This window comes from Brevundimonas sp. A19_0 (assembly GCF_017744255.1).
Taxonomy (GTDB): Bacteria; Pseudomonadota; Alphaproteobacteria; order Caulobacterales; family Caulobacteraceae; genus Brevundimonas.
This window is the reverse complement of the sequence record NZ_JAGHQP010000009.1, coordinates 47,682-63,368: the sequence shown is the minus strand read 5'-3', so window position 1 is coordinate 63,368 and position 15,687 is coordinate 47,682. Positions and strand designations below refer to the sequence as shown.

The following is a 15,687-nucleotide window of genomic DNA, read 5'->3' as shown; positions in this document are numbered from 1 at the left end:
AACGCACCAACCGGCCGGACGGCTCCGCTTCAGGCGGGCGGCAGCTGGCCCTTGATGACGGTGCCGCCGAACAGCCAGATCAGCAGGGTGACGGCGCCGATGCCCGCGCCCGCCAGCGCCAGCAGGCCCAGCATCCAGAACAGGGCGCCCGAGGCCGCCGCCAGCCACAGGATCAACAGGGCCGCGCCGAGGCAGGCGACGATCCAGACGACGATGAAGACACCCATGAGCAGGTGGTTGGTCAACATCCCGGGGCCCAGCTTGCGACACGAGGGGCAGCGCACGGCCTCGCCGCCCATGCCCTCGGACAGGCGATCCAGCTCGGCGTGGGCCGCCTCGACCGTGCCGTCATCGGGCTGGCTGAGGCCGCCGGCGTCACGCTTGACCTCGACCGTGCGGGTGAACTGGTAGCGGGTCGAACAGTGGGGGCAGTCGATGTCGTGGGTCAGGTTCCGCGAGAATACGAACTGCTGTTTCGCCATGGGGCGGTCCTCCTGCCGGGCTGGCGCCATAGGAACCGCGCCGGGCCGGAGGGTCAACCGCCGGCCCGGCTCGCGTCAGGCCCCGTCAGCTGAATTCGGCCTCGAGGTCGGCGAGGCGGGCGGCCTGGTCCTCGGCAATCAGGGCGTCGAGCAGGGGATCGATGTCGCCCTCGAGGATTTGCGGCAGGCTGTGCAGGGTCAGGCCGATGCGGTGGTCGGTCACGCGCCCCTGCGGGAAGTTGTAGGTGCGGATGCGCTCGGACCGGTCGCCCGAGCCGACCTGGGACTTGCGGGCGTCCGAGCGGGCTGCGTCCTTGGCCTGACGCTGCTGGTCGTACAGGCGGATGCGCAGGTTCTTCATCGCCTTGTCGCGGTTCACATGCTGAGACTTTTCCGAGCTGGTCACGACGATGCCGGTCGGAAGGTGGGTGATGCGCACGGCGGAGTCGGTCTTGTTGACGTGCTGGCCGCCCGAGCCGGAGGCGCGGAAGGTGTCGATGCGGATGTCCTTGTCCTGGATCTCGATCTCGACGTCCTCGACCTCGGGCAGGACGGCGACGGTGGCGGCCGAGGTGTGGATGCGACCCCCGGCCTCGGTGACCGGCACGCGCTGCACGCGGTGGACACCCGACTCGAACTTCAGCCGCCCGAACACGCCATCGCCCGAGACAGTGGCGATGATTTCCTTGTAGCCGCCGGCCTCACCCTCGGTCGCCGAATCCAGCTCGACCCGCCAGCCGCGAGACTGGGCATAGCGGGAATACATGCGGAACAGGTCACCCGCGAACAGGGCGGCCTCGTCGCCGCCGGTGCCGGCGCGGACTTCCAGGACGGCGGAGGCCTGTTCGTCGGCATCGCGGGGCGCCAGCAGCAAAGCCACCTGACGCTCCAGCTCGGGCAGCTGTTCGGACAGGGTCTCGCGCTCGGCCTCGGCCATGGCGGCCATTTCCGGGTCGTCGGCGAGCGCCTCCAGATCCTCCAGCTCGGAGCGGGCGCGGGCCAGGGCGCTGACAGCCTCGGCCACCGGCTTCAGCTCGGCATGCTCCTTGGACAGGCGGACGATCTCCTGACCGTCGGTGGCCGCGCCCATCCGGGCCTCGACCTCCTGAAAGCGGTCAATCACCTGATCGAGACGAGCCTGGGGAAGTCGCAAGGGAAGGGTATCCGCAATGGTTCAAGGGTGCAGCGAGGACATCGCCGCCGGTGCTGTATCACAAGCGAGGCGAGTCCGGACGGTTCCGAAGGGGCCTTGAACGGCAAAAGAGGGACGGAGCCAAGCCCCGTCCCTCCCTCAATCCTCGCGAAGCGGGTGGATCAGCGAACGCGCGTCCGGAAATCCACCAGGAAGAGGCGGATGTTTTCCTGGATCGACTTCTCATTGGCGATCCGGAGGCGTTCGGTGCCGACGAAGGCGTCGCTCATCGTCCCCTTGCCGACGGCCTCGATGGTCTGGTTGTAGATTTCCCGGTCGCCCTGGCGAACGACGTAGCGCACGCGGCTGGTGACGTTGAAGTCGATGCCCATGGCCGGCTGGTCGAGGCCCATCAGACTGACCTGAACGGTCAGGGGCTGGCCTTCTTCCCCCATATAGCCGGCCGCCTGCAGGGACTGTCTGACAGCGCTCTCGAGGGCCTCATTCGAGACCTGCGACGCCCACATGGGATTGGTCTCGCTGCCCCCGGAGGCGGTCACCGATCGTACGGACCGGTAGCCCGTCTGACCGGGTTGGGCGGTCAGGCCATCGACGGAGGTCAGCCTCATCGCCTCGGGCCGGGACGGGGTCGCGCAGGCGGCAAGTCCGAGCAGCGAGGTCAGCGCAAGGGCGGGCGCCAGACGGCGCAAGATGGTGGAGCGTTTCATGGATAATCCTATGGCGAATGACAGAACGATGCCCGCTGAAGGATTCCCGAAAACTCAACGCCTGAGCGTGCGAGGCGCACCGAACGCGCCACACAACCCTCAGGAGCCCCCCCTCATGAGCGAGCTGCAGTCTGCATCAGAACCCCGGTCTGTCAATCTCGACGAAGGACTTGCCACACCGCAAAAAACTGTCTCACTATGGGGACTTACAGAGGGGGCTCTCATGAAGATTCAAGGTCTGGCGCTGGCCGCAGCGCTTATGGTTTCCGCGTGCGCGAGTGGCAGCGGCAGCTCGGCCATACAACCGTTGCCTGCGGATGTGGCGGCCAATGCCCGCATCACCGGCGTGAGCGTGACCGGCGTTCCCGAACAGGGCGTGAGCGACGAATTCGAAACCGTTTTCGTGAGCCGCGTCCAGTCGCAGCTGAGCGACTGCACGGGCGGCACCCAGCCGCTCACCGTTGAAATCAGTCTGGACACTTTCGACCGCGCCAATCCGGCCATGACCTGGCTGATTGCGGATCAGAACGAGATCTCAGGCATCGCCCGGATCACGGATGCCTCCGGCGCGCTGGTGGGCGAATACCTGATCAAGCGCGCCTTCGTGGCTTCGGGGCTGGTCGGCATTGCCCTGATGGCCCAGGCCGAGGAGCAGATGAGCGACGCCTTCGGCGACGAACTGTGCAAACAGGCCTTCGCCGACTGACGCCGACTGGGGATCAGGCCGGCCGCGTTTCCCTGAAGCTCGGCCGGGCTTCCAGCCGCTCCGTCAGGGCGACCAGACGCGGATGGCCGGTGCGCCAGTCCATGTCGGGGTGGCGAAAGCCGGTCCAGGTGGTGGCGACTGCGGTGGCGATGACGCCGAGATCCAGCGCCGCGTCGTCCGGCAGGGTGTGTTCGAGGGCGTCGAACGACCGGTGCATGTTGCGCGTCCAGCGCTCGATCCACGAAGGGGACTGCTCGCTCTCGGGGCGGCGCCGCTCCAGCACGCGTTTGACCCCCATCTCCAGCGCGCCATGAGCGAGGGTCTGGAGGCGGCGGACCCGCCAGCGCTCCGGTCCTTCGGCAGGCAGCAGTCGGGGGCCGGTGGTTCCGTGGGCATCCAGCCATTCACAGATGACCGGGCTGTCGGTCAGCGGCAGGCCGTCGCCTGCGATCAGGGCCGGGACCTGCACCAGTGGGTTGGAGGCCATCAGGCCGGAATCGTCCGCATAGGGATCGGCGACGATCTCCTCGATGCCGTCAGCCAGGCCGCGCTCGCGCGCCACGATCCGGCACAGGCGGGCATAGGGGGAGGCGGTCGAGATATAGAGCTTCATGGTCACTCCGCTGCGGTGCGGGTCGCCTGACGGGCGGCTTCCAGCTCGGCGGCCTTGTCCTCCACCCGGGCGACGATTTCGTCGATCATGCCCTCATTGGCCTGTTTGTGGGCGATCTTGCCGTTCAGATAGACCATGCCCGCGCCCTTGCCGCCGCCGGTGAAGCCGACGTCGGTGTAGAGGGCCTCGCCCGGGCCGTTGACCACGCAACCGATGATCGACAGCGACATGGGGGTGGTGATGTGGGCCAGCTTTTCCTCAAGGATGCCGACGGTCTCGATGACGTTGAAACCCTGACGGGCGCAGGAGGGGCAGGCGATGATGTTGACGCCCCGGTGGCGCAGGCCCAGCGACTTGAGGATGTCGAAGCCGACCTTGATCTCCTCGACCGGATCGGCGGCGAGACTGACGCGGATGGTGTCGCCGATGCCCGACCACAGCATGTTTCCGAGGCCGATCGATGACTTGATCGTGCCCGAGCGCAGCGGGCCGGCCTCGGTCACGCCGAGGTGCAAGGGACAGTCGATGGCGTCGGCCAGCTGCTGGTAGGCGGCCACCGTCAGGAACGGGTCGGACGCCTTCACCGAAATCTTGAATTCGTGGAAGTCGTGGTCCTGAAGGATGCGGGCATGGTTGAGGGCGGACTCGACCATCGCCTCGGGGCAGGGCTCGCCGTATTTCTCGAGCAGCTCGCGTTCCAGCGAGCCGGCATTGACGCCGATGCGCATGGAGCAACCGTGGTCGCGGGCGGCCTGGACCACTTCGCGCACCCGGTCGGCCGAGCCGATATTGCCGGGATTGATGCGCAGGCAGGCGGCGCCGGCCTGGGCCGCCTCGATGCCGCGCCTGTAGTGAAAATGGATGTCGGCCACGAGCGGGACGCGGGCCTCGCGCGCGATTGCTTTGAAGGCGGCGGTCGACTCCTCATCCGGGCAGGAGACGCGGACGATATCGGCGCCGGCGGCCTCCAGCTGGCGGATCTGGTCGATCGTGGCGGCCGCGTCCGAGGTCGGCGTATTGGTCATCGACTGGACGGTGATCGGCGCGCCGCCGCCCACAGGCACATTGCCGACCATGATCTGGCGGCTGGGGCGGCGCTCGATATGGCGCCAGGGGCGGACGTGGGCGAGCTCGGACATGGCGAGGTTCAGATAGTCCCTATCGACGCCGATTGCCACGGCCCCCTATGTCACGGCCCTGATGCGACCGGAGCCGGTGTCAGCCCTCGGTGGCCAGTCCCTGGGCCGAGGCGACGGCGGCGCGGGTGCGACGGGCGATCTCCTCGCTGGCCTGACGGGCCAGGGCCTCGGCGCGGCGGTTCAGCTGCGACAGGGGGGTCAGGGCCTGTTCCAGACGGCCGCCATGCTCACCGTTCAGATAGACGTCGAAGGCGGCGGGATCGGCCACGTCAATGATGGCCTGAACGCCGATCGGCGCGCGCCAGGCCTCGCCGGCGGCCAGCTGGCGGGCGAACAGCACCCGGCCGTCCGACATACGCACGACCAGGATGGTCGCCTTGCGTGCCTGGAGTACCACATTGGAGGCGGTGGCCGCCGCGCCATAGACGGCGCCGCGCGGGTTGAAGGCCTTCTGCACCGGGACGGCCTCGGCCGCGGCGGCCGCAGCCGCCTCGCCCTCGGCGGCGTTGAGGCCGGTCAGTTCGGCCTCAAGGCCCGGGGTGACGTAGAGAGTGGGGATGGTCTGGTCCGGCGGGGCCGCGCGCGGCACGTCAAGGACCACGGCACCGTCCGTGCCCGGAACGGCGCCCACCGACCAGCTTTCCGGAACGGCCACGAGGTCCGACGGCTTGGCCGGGGTCATCAGGCTGACGCGCTGGAAGACGTTCCATCCGAGGACGGCCAGGCCCACGAGGACCAGCACGCCGATGATGCGGGGCGAATAGCGGCGGACCTCCTCGAAGGCCACGCCGACGGGGGCCTGCAGGGGGACCGAGGGATCGGGCACATCGCGCTTGAAGCGCTCGACCGCCAGCTGTTCGTCGAGGCCGAGGGCGCCGGCATAGGCGCGCACATAGCCGATGGAGAAGACACGCGAGGGCAGGATGGAGGCGTCGTTCTGTTCCAGGGCGCGCAGATAGCGGACGTGGACGCGGGTGACGGCAGACATGTCTTCGAGCGAACGGCCCGAGGCCTTGCGCGCCGCGCGGAGCCCGTCACCGAGGGTCGGTGCGTCCGTGATGGGCGGCACAGGCTCCCTCCAGTCGGGATGCGCCCGAAACTCGTCGGGGACATTCCCCGTATCCAGTGCCATGTGGCCCGACCCCACAACCGACATCGATGATGTCGTACTCAACCAAGACGCAGCGCCTAGCAGACCCGGGTGACGGCTGGTGCCTCCCCCCGGAGGTCGTCTGCGATCCTCTTGTGGATAACCCATCGGCGCCCTCCGATCAACGTCCCGTTAAGCATTCCGGACCGTTTCAGGGCGGGACGCTTCAGAGGGCGACGTTCAACTTCCGGGCCAGAGACTCGATCTCGTTGCGGATCGAGCCGGCCGACGAGCCGAGCAGGCTGGCCATGGCGCGCTGGGCCTGACCGAGGTCGGTGGACAGGCACATGCGCTTGACCGGGCCGACGCCGGCGGCCGGGGCCGACAGGCGGGTGAAGCCGAGGGTCAGAAGGGCAAAGGCCTCCAGCGGCTTGCCGGCCAGTTCTCCGCATACGGACACGGGCGTTCCGGTCTCGGCGCATTTGCGCTGGATCTCGGCCAAGGCCCGGAGCGCCGGGGGCGACAGCGGATCGTAGCGGTCCGAGACCATGGGATTGGTCCGGTCCGCAGCGAACATGTACTGCAAGAGGTCATTGCTGCCGACCGAGACGAAGTCGGTCAGGGGCAGCAGGGCATCGAGATGCCACAGCAGCGACGGGCATTCGATCATGGCGCCGACCCGCAGCAGGCCGGGCAGGCTGCGCCCCCGCCGGCGGGCCCAGGCACACTCGACATCGACCAGCTCACGCGCGGCACGGAACTCGTCGACGGTGGCGATCATCGGGAACATGACCCGCAGCTCGCGCCCCTCGGCGGCCGACAGCAGGGCGCGCAGCTGCAGCCGCAGCAGTCCGGGCCGGTCCAGGCCCAGACGGATGGCGCGACGGCCGAGGGCCGGGTTCTCCTCCCGCTCGGCCTCGAGATAGGGCAGCACCTTGTCGCCGCCGATGTCGAGGGTGCGGAAGACGACGGGACGGTCGCCGGCGGTGTCCAGCACCTTGCGGTAGAGGTTGGTCTGGGCGTCCAGCCGCGGCAGTTCCTCGGACACCATGAACTGGAATTCGGTGCGGAACAGGCCGATGCCCTCGGCCCCGGTCTGGTCGAGGTTGTCGAGATCGACGGCGAGCCCGGCATTGGTCAGCAGCTGGATGCGTTTGCCGTCGAGGGTGATGGCCGGGGTGTCGCGCAGGCGGGCGAACTCGGCCTGGCGCTTGCTGCGCAGGTCGAGACGCGCCTGAACGGCTTCGAGCACATCGGGGCGGGGGCGCAGATAGGCTTCACCCGTCTCGCCGTCGGCGATGACCAGATCGCCCTCGCTGAGGCGGTCGCGCAGGCCGGCCATGCGCCCGACGCAGGGGATCTGCAGGGCGCGGGCGACGATGGCGGCGTGGCTGGCGGCGGAGCCCTCCTCCAGCAACAGGCCCTTCAGCCGCTCGCGCGGATATTCGAGCAGATCGGCGGGGCCGAGGTTCCGGGCCACCAGAATGGTGTCCTCGGGCAGGTCGCGCTCGCCCGGCCGGTCCCCCGCAAGAAGGCGCAGCAGGCGGTTGGCCAGATCCTCGAGGTCATGCAGACGCTCGCGGATATAGGGGTCGCGGGCCTTGGCAAAGCGGGCGCGGTGTTCGTTGCGAACGCGGTCGACGGCCCCCTCCGCTGTCAGGCCCGAGCGAACGGCCTCTTCCAGCGAACGATTCCAGCCCCGGTCGACGGCGAACATCCGGTAGGTTTCCAGCACCTCGAATGAGGGGCCGGACAGGCCCTGGCTGCCGTCGAGCATGGAGTCGATATTGGCCTTGAGGGCCTCCAGCCCCTTGGCCAGGCGGATCTCTTCCAGCGCCGTATCGTCGGCCAGCAGCTTTTCGGGGGGCAGGGGCGCCTCGTGCAGCACCACATGGCCGAAGGCGAGGCCGTCCGAGAATTTCTGGCCCTTGAAGCGCTCGGGCCGGTGGGGCGCCACCTCGACATCGCGCAGTTCGTCGAGACCCATGAGTTCGCCCGAGGCGACCGTCTCGGCCAGCACCATGGCGATGGTCTGGATGTCCTCGATCTCGTCCTCGTCATAGCGACGCTCGGACTGGTTCTGGACGACCAGCACGCCGATGGCCCGGCCGCCGCGCAGCAGGGGGGCGCCAAGGAAGGCGTGATAGGGGTCTTCGCCCGTTTCCGGCCGGTAGGAGAAGCTGGGGTGGGCGGGGGCGTTCGACAGGCTGATGGGTTCGGCCACGCGGGCCACCTCGCCGACCAGACCCTCGCCGGGGCGCAGGCGGGTGTTGTGCACGGCTTCGCGGTTCAGGCCCTGGGTGGCGAACAGCTCCAGCTCGCCCGAGGCGCGCCGCAGATAGATGGAGCACACCTCGGCTACCATGGTCTGGGCGATGATCCGCACGACCAGATCAAGGCGTTCCTGGGCGGGCCCTCCGCCGGCCATAGCCTCGCGGATCTGGCGCAGCAGGTTCCTCGGTCCCCGTGTCGTCAATCCGCTAGCAGTCGGCATGGCCCCTCCGTCAGACCCGAAAGATAGGGGGTCCGGGCGATTTTCCCATCCTAGACCGACTCAAGGCCATAGGCGGCATGCAGGGCGCGGACGGCCAGCTCGGCATAGGCGGCATCGATCAGCACGCTGATCTTGATTTCCGAGGTCGAGATGGCCTGGAATTTGATGCCCTTGTCGGCCAGGGCGCGGAACATGGTCTGGGCGACACCCGCGTGGCTGCGCATGCCGACGCCGACGACCGAGACCTTGGCCACGTCCTCGTCGAGGCGGATTTCCTGAAAGCCGATGTCGGCCTGGGCGGCGCGCATCAGCTCCGCGGCGCGGGTGGCGTCACGACGGCCGGTGGTGAAGGTCAGGTTGACCGCGCCCTCGGTGCGCGACTGGCTCTGGACGATCATGTCGACATTGACCCCGGCGTCGGCCAGCCGGGTGAAGACGTCGGCGGGGGCGTCGGTCCGGTCGCCCAGGCCGAGCAGGGTGATGCGGGCCTCGTCGCGGCTCATGGTGACGCCGGACACGATACGTTTTTCCACGATCTCTTCCTCGTCGCAGATCAGGGTGCCGCCCTTGTCGGGCAGGACACCGTGGTCATCGGGTTCAATAAAGCTGGAGAGCACCCGCACGGGTACCCGTTTGGCCATGGCCAGTTCGACCGAGCGGGTCTGGAGCACCTTGGCGCCCAGGGAGGCCATCTCCAGCATTTCCTCATAGGAGATGCGCTCGATCCGGCGCGCGCGGCTCTCGATCCGGGGGTCGGTCGTATAGACGCCGTCCACGTCGGTGTAGATGTCGCACGGACAGTCGAGCGCGGCCGCCACGGCCACCGCCGAGGTGTCGGACCCGCCCCGGCCAAGGGTGGTGATCCGCCCGTCGCGGGTCATGCCCTGGAAGCCCGGAACCACGGCGATCTCGCCGCTGTCGACGGCCGCGCCGAGCGTCTCGCCGGGGATGTCCACGATGCGGGCCTTGCCGTGCTGGTCGTCGGTCAGGATGGGAATCTGCCAGCCCATCCAGCTGCGGGCGCGCAGGCCCATGTTGCGGAGCGTCAGGGCCAGCAGGCCGGCCGTCACCTGTTCGCCCGAGGCCACCACGGCGTCGTATTCATCATCGGAAGGATCGATGCCCTGGGCGGGGCGGCCGGCGCCGTCGGTCCAGGCCACCAGCTCATTGGTCTTGCCCGCCATGGCCGAGACGACCACGGCCACGCGCCGGCCGGCATGGTACTCCGCGGCCACGATCCGCGCGGCGCGCCGGATCCGGTCGAGGTCGCCCATGGAGGTCCCGCCGAACTTCAGCACCAGGCGCGTCATTCTGACCGGGATCCTCTCTTGCAACCGATGTCGGGGGCGTTCATGCCATAGCCTATGGGCGCTTCTAACGACACGGCCGAGCCGCGCAAACCGAAAACCGGTCCGGAGCGGACCTCAAGCGTCGATCCGGCGGATGTGGCGCGATTTTCGGCGCTTGCCGAGGAATGGTGGGACCCGAGAGGGCCCTTTGCACCGCTGCATCGCTTCAATCCCGTTCGGCTGGGCTTCATCCGGCGCGAGGCCCTGGCGCGGTTCGGTCGCGACGGCGCGGCGCGACGTCCGTTCGAGGGGCTGAAGCTTCTGGATATCGGCTGCGGCGGCGGACTGCTTTCCGAGCCCATGACGCGGCTGGGCTTTCAGGTCACGGCGGTCGATGCCTCGGAGCGCAACATCGGCACGGCGCGCATGCATGCCGAGGCGCAGGGTCTGGAGATCGACTTCCGGCACGGCACCGCCGAGGGACTGATGGCCGAAGGCGAGCCCCCGTTCGACGTGGTGCTGAACATGGAGGTGGTCGAGCACGTCGCCGATCCGGCCGCCTATCTGCGCGACACCGCCGCCCTGGTCGCGCCGGGCGGGATGATGATCGTGGCGACGCTCAACAAGACGCTGAAGTCTCTGGCCCTCGGCAAGGTCGCGGCGGAATATGTGCTGCGCTGGGTGCCGCCGGGCACCCACGACTGGCGCCAGTTCCTCAAGCCCGAGACCCTGCGGGACTGGCTGGAGGCCGCGCCCGGCATCGCCGCCCGTGGTCCCTATGGCGTGACCTATGATCCGCTGACCGGACGTTTCTCGGAAAGCGATGATGTCGACATCAACTATATGATGATCGCTGAGCGGGCCTGAAGCTTACCGCGAATTCATCCAGATTTCAGACTTGTAACGGGAATGCGCCGGGGGCGGGGGGTACAGGTGAGGTCCAAGCTTTACCGGAGATACCCCATGAAACGCCTGTTCCTGACCGCCACCCTGATCGCCGCCGGCCTGGCCACCTCGGCCTGTGTGACCATCATCGACGCGACCCATGAGGACGGCTGGAAGGCCACGGCCGCCACCCCGTTCGACGAGGCGCGCGACCAGTGCCGCCAGACCGCCGATGTGAACAGCAGGGCCTTCGAGACCTGCATGGCCGGGCACGGCTGGACCCGCGACTAGGTCGGGCATCGGGCGTTGAGGGGCGCGGCGTCGAAGCGCCACTCAACGCTGCGCGGTGCCCCTGAAATCTCGCCGTCGATGCGGGCCCTGAGCCCGTCGCCGTCGCGCTCGTAACGAATATGGGTGGGGAAGTCGTTTTCGGCATTCGAGAAGACGACATAGTCCTCGCCGTGATCGCTCATCGCAAAGGTCGTCTGCTGTTGTCCGGACGGCAGGACGACCATGGCCGGGCCTGCAGGCAGGACGGCGATATAGGCCAGCTCAAATCCGGGTCTTCCCGAGGCCGAAACGCTGAGGGACTGACCGACCATCAGGCCGCCGCGCGGGTCGCTCCAGGTTTCAGAGGCCTCGCGCCCGTCTGAACAGTCCAGCCAGTAGCCGCTCATCCAGGAGAGATCGGGCAGGGTCACGGGATCCTGATCGGGGGTGGTGCTCGCAAGGAATGCGGCGGCGAGGGCAGGCAGCAGATACATCGAAGAGCTCCGTTCCAGAGGCCTTCGTTCTAGGACGGCTCGGGTACGCCCGGCTTGTAGGTTTGCGACGCGATGGCCCGGGCCAGTTCGACCTGTTCGCGGGCCCATTCGGTCGCGGTGCAGCCGAGGAAGCGACGGAATTCACGGGCCAGCTGGGGCTGGTCGAAATAGCCGGCGTCCAGCCCGGCCGAGAGCCAGCCTTCGGCCTCGTCGGACATGGCGTGGTCGAAGACGCGCCGGAAGCGGACGACGGCCCTCAGGGTGCGGGGCGCGATGCCCACCCGGTCCAGAAAGCGCCGCTGCAGGGCCCGGCGGGCCGAGGCGTCGCGGGGCGGCGAGGGCTGCTCCGCGTGAAGGGCCTCGATCTCGGCCCGGACAAGCGGGTCGACGGACCAGTCGTCCCGGCGCTGGCCGGCCATCCAGTCGATCATCTGTCGGGCCTGCCCCTCGGGATCACCGGCGGGCGGCGAGAGGTCCCGCAGACGATCGGTCATGTCCAGACGCTGGTCGGTTGCCGTGCGCAGGGACTGCCCCAGCCAGTCGCGGGCGCCATCGGGCTGGAAGCGCAGACCGACCATCTCGACCGGTCCGGTCGGGCGAATGGCGATGGGCCGGGTCATCTGGCCCGCGAACAGGGCGCGGGACTGGAGGTGGAACGCGCCGTCCGCGTCGGCCTCCTCATAGGGGTCGCCGAGATCGAGGATCAGTTCGGGACAGCCGTCGGGGGCGATCCTCTGGATCGTGCGGCTGGGGTTCGGGCAGGCATAGGTCCAGACCTTGCGCACCCATGGCCTGAGCGCCTCGGGCGGGTCGAACTCGTGATAACGCTCCCCCCCGTCCATGGCCTAGTGCGCCTTTGACGGATCGGGGGGCGCGGCCGGAAGGGGCGCGCAGGGGATGCCGTCCTCCTTGAGCGCCCGGACCTCGTCGGCGGTGGCCTCGCCATAGATTTCGCGCTGCTCGGACGTGCCCTCGTGGATGGCACGGGCCTCGCGGGCGAAGGTGTCGCCGACATAGTCGAAATTGGCCTCGACATGGGCGCGGACCTTGCGGGCCATATCGGACATCAGGGTCTGGAGGGGGGCGCCCGTACTGTCGCGCTTCTTCGTGCCGGCGACGGCGGGCGCCATGATCTGTTTCGACACCTCGCGCGACCCGCAGAAGGGGCATTCCACGAGGCCACGGGCGGCCTGATCGTCATAGTCCAAGGAGCTCGAGAACCAGGCCTCGAACGGATGGTCGGCCGCACAGGTCAGGGCGTAGCGGATCATGCGTCGGATGCGGAGCGGAAGGGGCGATCGTGGGTCAGGGACGGGATGGCGCGCCTTGCCCGATCGACGGCCTCAAGGTCAAGCCGGGCATGCAGCACGCCGGGCTGGTCATGATCGAGGGTGGCGATGACCCTGCCCCAGGGATCGACGACGGTGGACCGGCCCCAGGTGGCGCGCCCGTCCTCATGGGTGCCGCCCTGGGCCGCGGCCAGGACGAAGGCGCCGGTCTCGATGGCGCGGGTCCGAAGCAGGGTCTGCCAGTGGGCCTCGCCGGTCGGCACGGTGAAGGCGGCCGGAATGGCGATCAGGCGGACGTCGGGCCGGGCCCTGGCAAGGTCGCGATAGAGCTGGGGGAAGCGCACATCGTAGCAGATGGAAAGGCCCAGCCCGCCCCAGGGGGTGTCGGCCACGACGGCGCGGTCGCCGGGGCGCACGGCCTTGCTTTCGCGCCAGCTTTCGCCGGTGTCGAGGTCGACGTCGAAGACGTGCAGCTTGTCGTATCGGGCCGTGATGCGGCTCTCGGGGTCGATCAACAGGGCGCGGTTGGCGGCGCGACCGGCGTCATCTTCCTCCGCCCGGACCATGACCGATCCGACCTGAAGCCAGATGCCCAGCTCACGGGCGAGGCCCCGCAGGCCCGAGACGGCGACGTCCGCGTCCTCGGGGGCGAGGGAGGCCCGCCCCTCGGGGCGACGCTCCAGCCGGTTGGTGGCCTCGGGCGTCAGCACCAGTTGCGCCCCGCCGGACGCGGCCTGCCGGATCAGGGGCGCGACATGGTCCAGACCGCCCTGGCTGGTCGCCGGCGTGCGGGTCTGGACCAGGGCGATGTCGAGCGTGTCGGCCATGGAGGAGCGTCAGGCCTCGAGCAGTTTGTCCAGCTCGCCCCGGGCGTCGAGGGCGTGCAGGTCGTCCGAGCCGCCGACGTGGCGCTCGCCGATGAATATCTGCGGGAAGGTCGCGCGGCCGCCCGACTTGGCCGTCATTTCGGCCTTCAGCTGGGGGTCGTTGGAGGCGACGATCTCCTGATAGTCCACGCCCTTCTTCTTCAGCAGCATCATGGCCGAGATGCAGTAGGGGCAGCCCGGCTTGGTATAGAGGACGACGTCGGACACTGGTGGTTACTCCGTTGGTTGCAGATGGGGGATGAGCCCCCGGACGGGCGGTTCGTTCCCTATCTAGGCATGGTGCGCGCACTCTGCACCCGGGCGACCACCGCAAGATCGACGGCGCGGGCTCCGGCGTCCAGCAAGGCCTTGGCACAGGCCTCGGCGGTGGCGCCGGTGGTCAGCACATCATCGACCAGCAGGATATGCCGCCCTCGCAGGCGCGCGCGGCGGGTGTCCGGCACCGAGAACACGCCCTTCACATTCTGGTGGCGCCTGCGGAAGCCCAGTCCGCCCTGGGAGGCAGTGCGGGTGCGCCGCACGAGGGCGTCGGGCAGGTAGTCGAGCCGTTCGGCCCTGGCCAGCGGGCGGGCGATCTCGGCGGCCTGGTTGAAGCGGCGGGCCAGCAGCCGGGAACGGTGGAGCGGCACGGGCACCACGGCGTCCGCCTGCTCCAGCAGGGGGCGGGCGGCGCGGGACAGCCAGCGGGCGAACAGCGGCGCCAGCGGCTGATCGTCGGCATGTTTGAAGCGCAGGATCAGCGGACGCGACCCGTCGTCGTACAGACAGGCGGCCCGCGCCCGTCCGAAGGCCATGGGATGGGAGAGACAGGGCGCGCACCGACCCTCGCCAAAGTCGCCGGAATCGACGGTGAAAGGGGCCCCGCAGCCGTCACAGACCGGGTCCTCCAGAAAGGTGATGCGCGACCATTCGAGCGGCGACAGGGCGGCCCCGATACGGCCGGCGGGGCCCGGCGCCTCGGGCGGGGGCAGGATCAGATCGGCCAGACCGCGCCCCACCGACCGCGCGAGGGACTGGACACGCGCGCCCGGACCGGCTTTCCAGAAGTCGCCCTCAGCCCCCATATCGATCCGCATGACCTCATCCGCACCGCCCCGACTGTTCGACCCTGCCCGCAGGATGGCGCGCGTGCAACGGGCGGAGGGGGCGGGGACGCCGGTCGACTTCCTGCACCGCCGCGCCGCAGAGGGACTGGCCGACAGTCTGGATGCCATTCCGCGAGATTTTCCGGTGGTGGTCGACCTGTCGCCCCGTGCCGGAATTTTCGCCGAGGTGCTGGCTGATCATGACGCCGCCGCGCGGCTGGGACCCGTGACGACGCCCGTCCCGGATTCCGGGCGGGCCGTGCCGGGCGAGGGCCCGCTGGGGATCGAGGACGGATCGGTCGATCTGATCGTCTCGGTGCTGGGCCTGCACTGGGCCAATGACCTGCCGGGGGCGCTGGCCCAGATCCGGCGGGCGCTGAAGCCGGACGGCCTGTTCCTCGGGGCGATGTTTGGGGCCGGGACGCTGACCGAGCTGCGCGATGTCCTGACGCGGGCCGAGCTGGAGGAAACCGGCGGGGCGGCGCCGCGGGTCTCGCCCTTTGCCGACGCCCTTGATGCGGCGGGCCTGATGCAACGCGCCGGGTTCGCCCTGCCGGTGGTCGATGGCGACACGGTGGCGGTGCGCTACCGCGACATGAGGGCGCTGGTCCGGGACCTGCGGGGCATGGGCGAGGCGGGCGCACCGGAAGGGCCAAAGCCGCCCCTCAATCGCCGGGTGATGGCACGGGCCTCGGCCCTCTATGACGCCCGTCATTCGGTGACGGGCGACGATGCGCGGCCGCGGGTCGTGGCGACCTTCGAGACCCTGTTCCTGACGGGATGGGCGCCGGCGCCGGACCAGCCAAAGCCCCTGAAGCCCGGCTCCGTGGCGACCGGATTCCGGGTGGCGCCGCGGACGGCCTAGCCGCCCATCGCGCTCCGCAGGGTGTTCATGGCGGTGTTGAAGATGCCGGAACTGGTGCCCCCGAATGCCGTGAGCGCTGACAGGATGACCAGAAAGATCAGCGAGACGATCAGGCCGTACTCGAGCGAGGTGGCGCCGGAGTCGTCGTCGAGGAAGCGGTGAAGTCTGGTCACGGCTCCTCCTGTGATGCCCGGGTGCCTGACCGGCACCATGGCCGACCGCCGGTTAAGAAACCGCGT

General features: G+C 69.1%; 19 protein-coding genes. 4 read left to right on the top strand and 15 right to left on the bottom strand.

All coding sequences use genetic code 11. The features are described from left to right. Positions 1–29 precede the first annotated feature (29 nt). The 3 genes from J7346_RS09745 to J7346_RS09735 form a co-directional block, all read right to left on the bottom strand. Positions 30–482, bottom strand: coding sequence for a hypothetical protein (locus tag J7346_RS09745; protein ID WP_209119724.1), 453 nt, complete (start codon positions 480–482; stop codon positions 30–32). A gap of 85 nt (positions 483–567) precedes the next feature. Next, the gene (prfA, locus tag J7346_RS09740) at positions 568–1,635 is read right to left on the bottom strand and encodes a peptide chain release factor 1 (protein ID WP_209119723.1); all 1,068 of its coding nucleotides are present in this window, start codon (positions 1,633–1,635) and stop codon (positions 568–570) included. A 161-nt stretch (positions 1,636–1,796) separates the two neighbouring features. Continuing rightward, positions 1,797–2,342 carry a hypothetical protein gene (locus J7346_RS09735; RefSeq protein WP_209119722.1) on the bottom strand — a complete coding sequence of 182 codons (546 nt, stop codon included), beginning with the start codon at positions 2,340–2,342 and terminating at the stop codon, positions 1,797–1,799. Positions 2,343–2,457: 115 nt separating this feature from the next. Here J7346_RS09735 and J7346_RS09730 point away from each other — a divergent pair, with 115 nt between their 5' ends. Further along, the gene (locus tag J7346_RS09730; protein ID WP_209119721.1) at positions 2,458–3,048 is read left to right on the top strand and encodes a hypothetical protein; all 591 of its coding nucleotides are present in this window, start codon (positions 2,458–2,460) and stop codon (positions 3,046–3,048) included. A 13-nt stretch (positions 3,049–3,061) separates the two neighbouring features. On the opposite strand, the gene J7346_RS09725 is transcribed toward J7346_RS09730, so the two are convergent. From J7346_RS09725 to J7346_RS09705, 5 genes are all read right to left on the bottom strand, one after another. Beyond that, on the bottom strand, positions 3,062–3,661 hold the full coding sequence (locus J7346_RS09725) for a glutathione S-transferase N-terminal domain-containing protein (protein ID WP_209119720.1): 600 nt from the start codon (positions 3,659–3,661) through the stop codon (positions 3,062–3,064). Positions 3,662–3,663: 2 nt separating this feature from the next. Further along, entirely contained in the window at positions 3,664–4,800 is a 1,137-nt protein-coding gene (gene ispG / locus J7346_RS09720; protein ID WP_209119769.1) for a flavodoxin-dependent (E)-4-hydroxy-3-methylbut-2-enyl-diphosphate synthase, read from the bottom strand. 79 nt (positions 4,801–4,879) lie between these two features. Continuing rightward, complete coding sequence (locus J7346_RS09715; RefSeq protein WP_209119719.1) at positions 4,880–5,932, bottom strand: helix-turn-helix domain-containing protein; 1,053 nt, start codon at positions 5,930–5,932, stop codon at positions 4,880–4,882. Positions 5,933–6,116: 184 nt separating this feature from the next. Beyond that, the gene (ptsP, locus tag J7346_RS09710) at positions 6,117–8,384 is read right to left on the bottom strand and encodes a phosphoenolpyruvate--protein phosphotransferase (RefSeq protein WP_209119718.1); all 2,268 of its coding nucleotides are present in this window, start codon (positions 8,382–8,384) and stop codon (positions 6,117–6,119) included. A 50-nt stretch (positions 8,385–8,434) separates the two neighbouring features. Further along, a complete protein-coding gene (locus J7346_RS09705) occupies positions 8,435–9,694 on the bottom strand; it encodes an aspartate kinase (RefSeq protein ID WP_209119717.1) in 1,260 nt (419 codons plus the stop codon). 54 nt (positions 9,695–9,748) lie between these two features. Between J7346_RS09705 and ubiG the strand changes: the two genes are divergently transcribed. Both ubiG and J7346_RS09695 read left to right on the top strand, forming a co-directional pair. After that, the gene (gene ubiG, locus J7346_RS09700) at positions 9,749–10,540 is read left to right on the top strand and encodes a bifunctional 2-polyprenyl-6-hydroxyphenol methylase/3-demethylubiquinol 3-O-methyltransferase UbiG (RefSeq protein ID WP_209119716.1); all 792 of its coding nucleotides are present in this window, start codon (positions 9,749–9,751) and stop codon (positions 10,538–10,540) included. Between the two features lie 96 nt (positions 10,541–10,636). Then, positions 10,637–10,849, top strand: coding sequence for a hypothetical protein (locus tag J7346_RS09695; protein WP_209119715.1), 213 nt, complete (start codon positions 10,637–10,639; stop codon positions 10,847–10,849). On the opposite strand, the gene J7346_RS09690 is transcribed toward J7346_RS09695, so the two are convergent. From J7346_RS09690 to J7346_RS09665, 6 genes are read right to left on the bottom strand one after another with little or no spacing between them, the layout of a single operon-like run. After that, complete coding sequence (locus J7346_RS09690) at positions 10,846–11,322, bottom strand: DUF6265 family protein (protein ID WP_209119714.1); 477 nt, start codon at positions 11,320–11,322, stop codon at positions 10,846–10,848. The two genes, J7346_RS09695 and J7346_RS09690, sit on opposite strands and share 4 nt — an antisense overlap. Before the next feature lie 29 nt (positions 11,323–11,351). Then, positions 11,352–12,164, bottom strand: coding sequence for a helix-turn-helix domain-containing protein (locus J7346_RS09685; RefSeq protein ID WP_209119713.1), 813 nt, complete (start codon positions 12,162–12,164; stop codon positions 11,352–11,354). 3 nt (positions 12,165–12,167) lie between these two features. Then, on the bottom strand, positions 12,168–12,593 hold the full coding sequence (locus J7346_RS09680) for a DUF1178 family protein (protein ID WP_209119712.1): 426 nt from the start codon (positions 12,591–12,593) through the stop codon (positions 12,168–12,170). After that, positions 12,590–13,438 (bottom strand): carbon-nitrogen hydrolase family protein, encoded by an 849-nt coding sequence (locus J7346_RS09675; protein WP_209119711.1) that lies wholly within the window; start codon positions 13,436–13,438, stop codon positions 12,590–12,592. The genes J7346_RS09680 and J7346_RS09675 overlap by 4 nt, the downstream gene beginning before the upstream one ends. A 9-nt stretch (positions 13,439–13,447) precedes the next feature. Beyond that, positions 13,448–13,705, bottom strand: coding sequence for a glutaredoxin 3 (gene grxC / locus J7346_RS09670; RefSeq protein WP_209119710.1), 258 nt, complete (start codon positions 13,703–13,705; stop codon positions 13,448–13,450). A 59-nt stretch (positions 13,706–13,764) separates the two neighbouring features. After that, entirely contained in the window at positions 13,765–14,574 is an 810-nt protein-coding gene (locus J7346_RS09665; RefSeq protein WP_245157777.1) for a ComF family protein, read from the bottom strand. On the opposite strand from J7346_RS09665, the gene J7346_RS09660 reads away from it, so the two are divergent. After that, positions 14,573–15,448: a methyltransferase domain-containing protein gene (locus J7346_RS09660; RefSeq protein WP_209119709.1), complete on the top strand. Its 876-nt coding sequence runs from the start codon at positions 14,573–14,575 to the stop codon at positions 15,446–15,448. The genes J7346_RS09665 and J7346_RS09660 overlap by 2 nt on opposite strands. On the opposite strand, the gene J7346_RS09655 is transcribed toward J7346_RS09660, so the two are convergent. Then, the gene (locus J7346_RS09655; RefSeq protein WP_209119708.1) at positions 15,445–15,621 is read right to left on the bottom strand and encodes a Flp family type IVb pilin; all 177 of its coding nucleotides are present in this window, start codon (positions 15,619–15,621) and stop codon (positions 15,445–15,447) included. The two genes, J7346_RS09660 and J7346_RS09655, sit on opposite strands and share 4 nt — an antisense overlap. Positions 15,622–15,687: the final 66 nt, after the last annotated feature.

Bases quoted from the DNA above. Each gene is read 5' to 3' on its own strand.
- J7346_RS09745 (WP_209119724.1), bottom strand. From the start codon at position 482: ATGGCGAAACAGCAGTTCGTATTCTCGCGGAACCTGACCCACGACATC.
- J7346_RS09735 (WP_209119722.1), bottom strand. From the start codon at position 2,342: ATGAAACGCTCCACCATCTTGCGCCGTCTGGCGCCCGCCCTTGCGCTG.
- J7346_RS09730 (WP_209119721.1), top strand. From the start codon at position 2,458: ATGAGCGAGCTGCAGTCTGCATCAGAACCCCGGTCTGTCAATCTCGAC.
- J7346_RS09725 (WP_209119720.1), bottom strand. From the start codon at position 3,661: ATGAAGCTCTATATCTCGACCGCCTCCCCCTATGCCCGCCTGTGCCGG.
- ispG (WP_209119769.1), bottom strand. From the start codon at position 4,800: ATGTCCGAGCTCGCCCACGTCCGCCCCTGGCGCCATATCGAGCGCCGC.
- J7346_RS09715 (WP_209119719.1), bottom strand. From the start codon at position 5,932: ATGGCACTGGATACGGGGAATGTCCCCGACGAGTTTCGGGCGCATCCC.
- ptsP (WP_209119718.1), bottom strand. From the start codon at position 8,384: ATGCCGACTGCTAGCGGATTGACGACACGGGGACCGAGGAACCTGCTG.
- J7346_RS09705 (WP_209119717.1), bottom strand. From the start codon at position 9,694: ATGACGCGCCTGGTGCTGAAGTTCGGCGGGACCTCCATGGGCGACCTC.
- ubiG (WP_209119716.1), top strand. From the start codon at position 9,749: ATGGGCGCTTCTAACGACACGGCCGAGCCGCGCAAACCGAAAACCGGT.
- J7346_RS09695 (WP_209119715.1), top strand. From the start codon at position 10,637: ATGAAACGCCTGTTCCTGACCGCCACCCTGATCGCCGCCGGCCTGGCC.
- J7346_RS09690 (WP_209119714.1), bottom strand. From the start codon at position 11,322: ATGTATCTGCTGCCTGCCCTCGCCGCCGCATTCCTTGCGAGCACCACC.
- J7346_RS09685 (WP_209119713.1), bottom strand. From the start codon at position 12,164: ATGGACGGGGGGGAGCGTTATCACGAGTTCGACCCGCCCGAGGCGCTC.
- J7346_RS09680 (WP_209119712.1), bottom strand. From the start codon at position 12,593: ATGATCCGCTACGCCCTGACCTGTGCGGCCGACCATCCGTTCGAGGCC.
- J7346_RS09675 (WP_209119711.1), bottom strand. From the start codon at position 13,438: ATGGCCGACACGCTCGACATCGCCCTGGTCCAGACCCGCACGCCGGCG.
- J7346_RS09660 (WP_209119709.1), top strand. From the start codon at position 14,573: ATGACCTCATCCGCACCGCCCCGACTGTTCGACCCTGCCCGCAGGATG.
- J7346_RS09665 (WP_245157777.1), bottom strand. From the start codon at position 14,574: ATGCGGATCGATATGGGGGCTGAGGGCGACTTCTGGAAAGCCGGTCCG.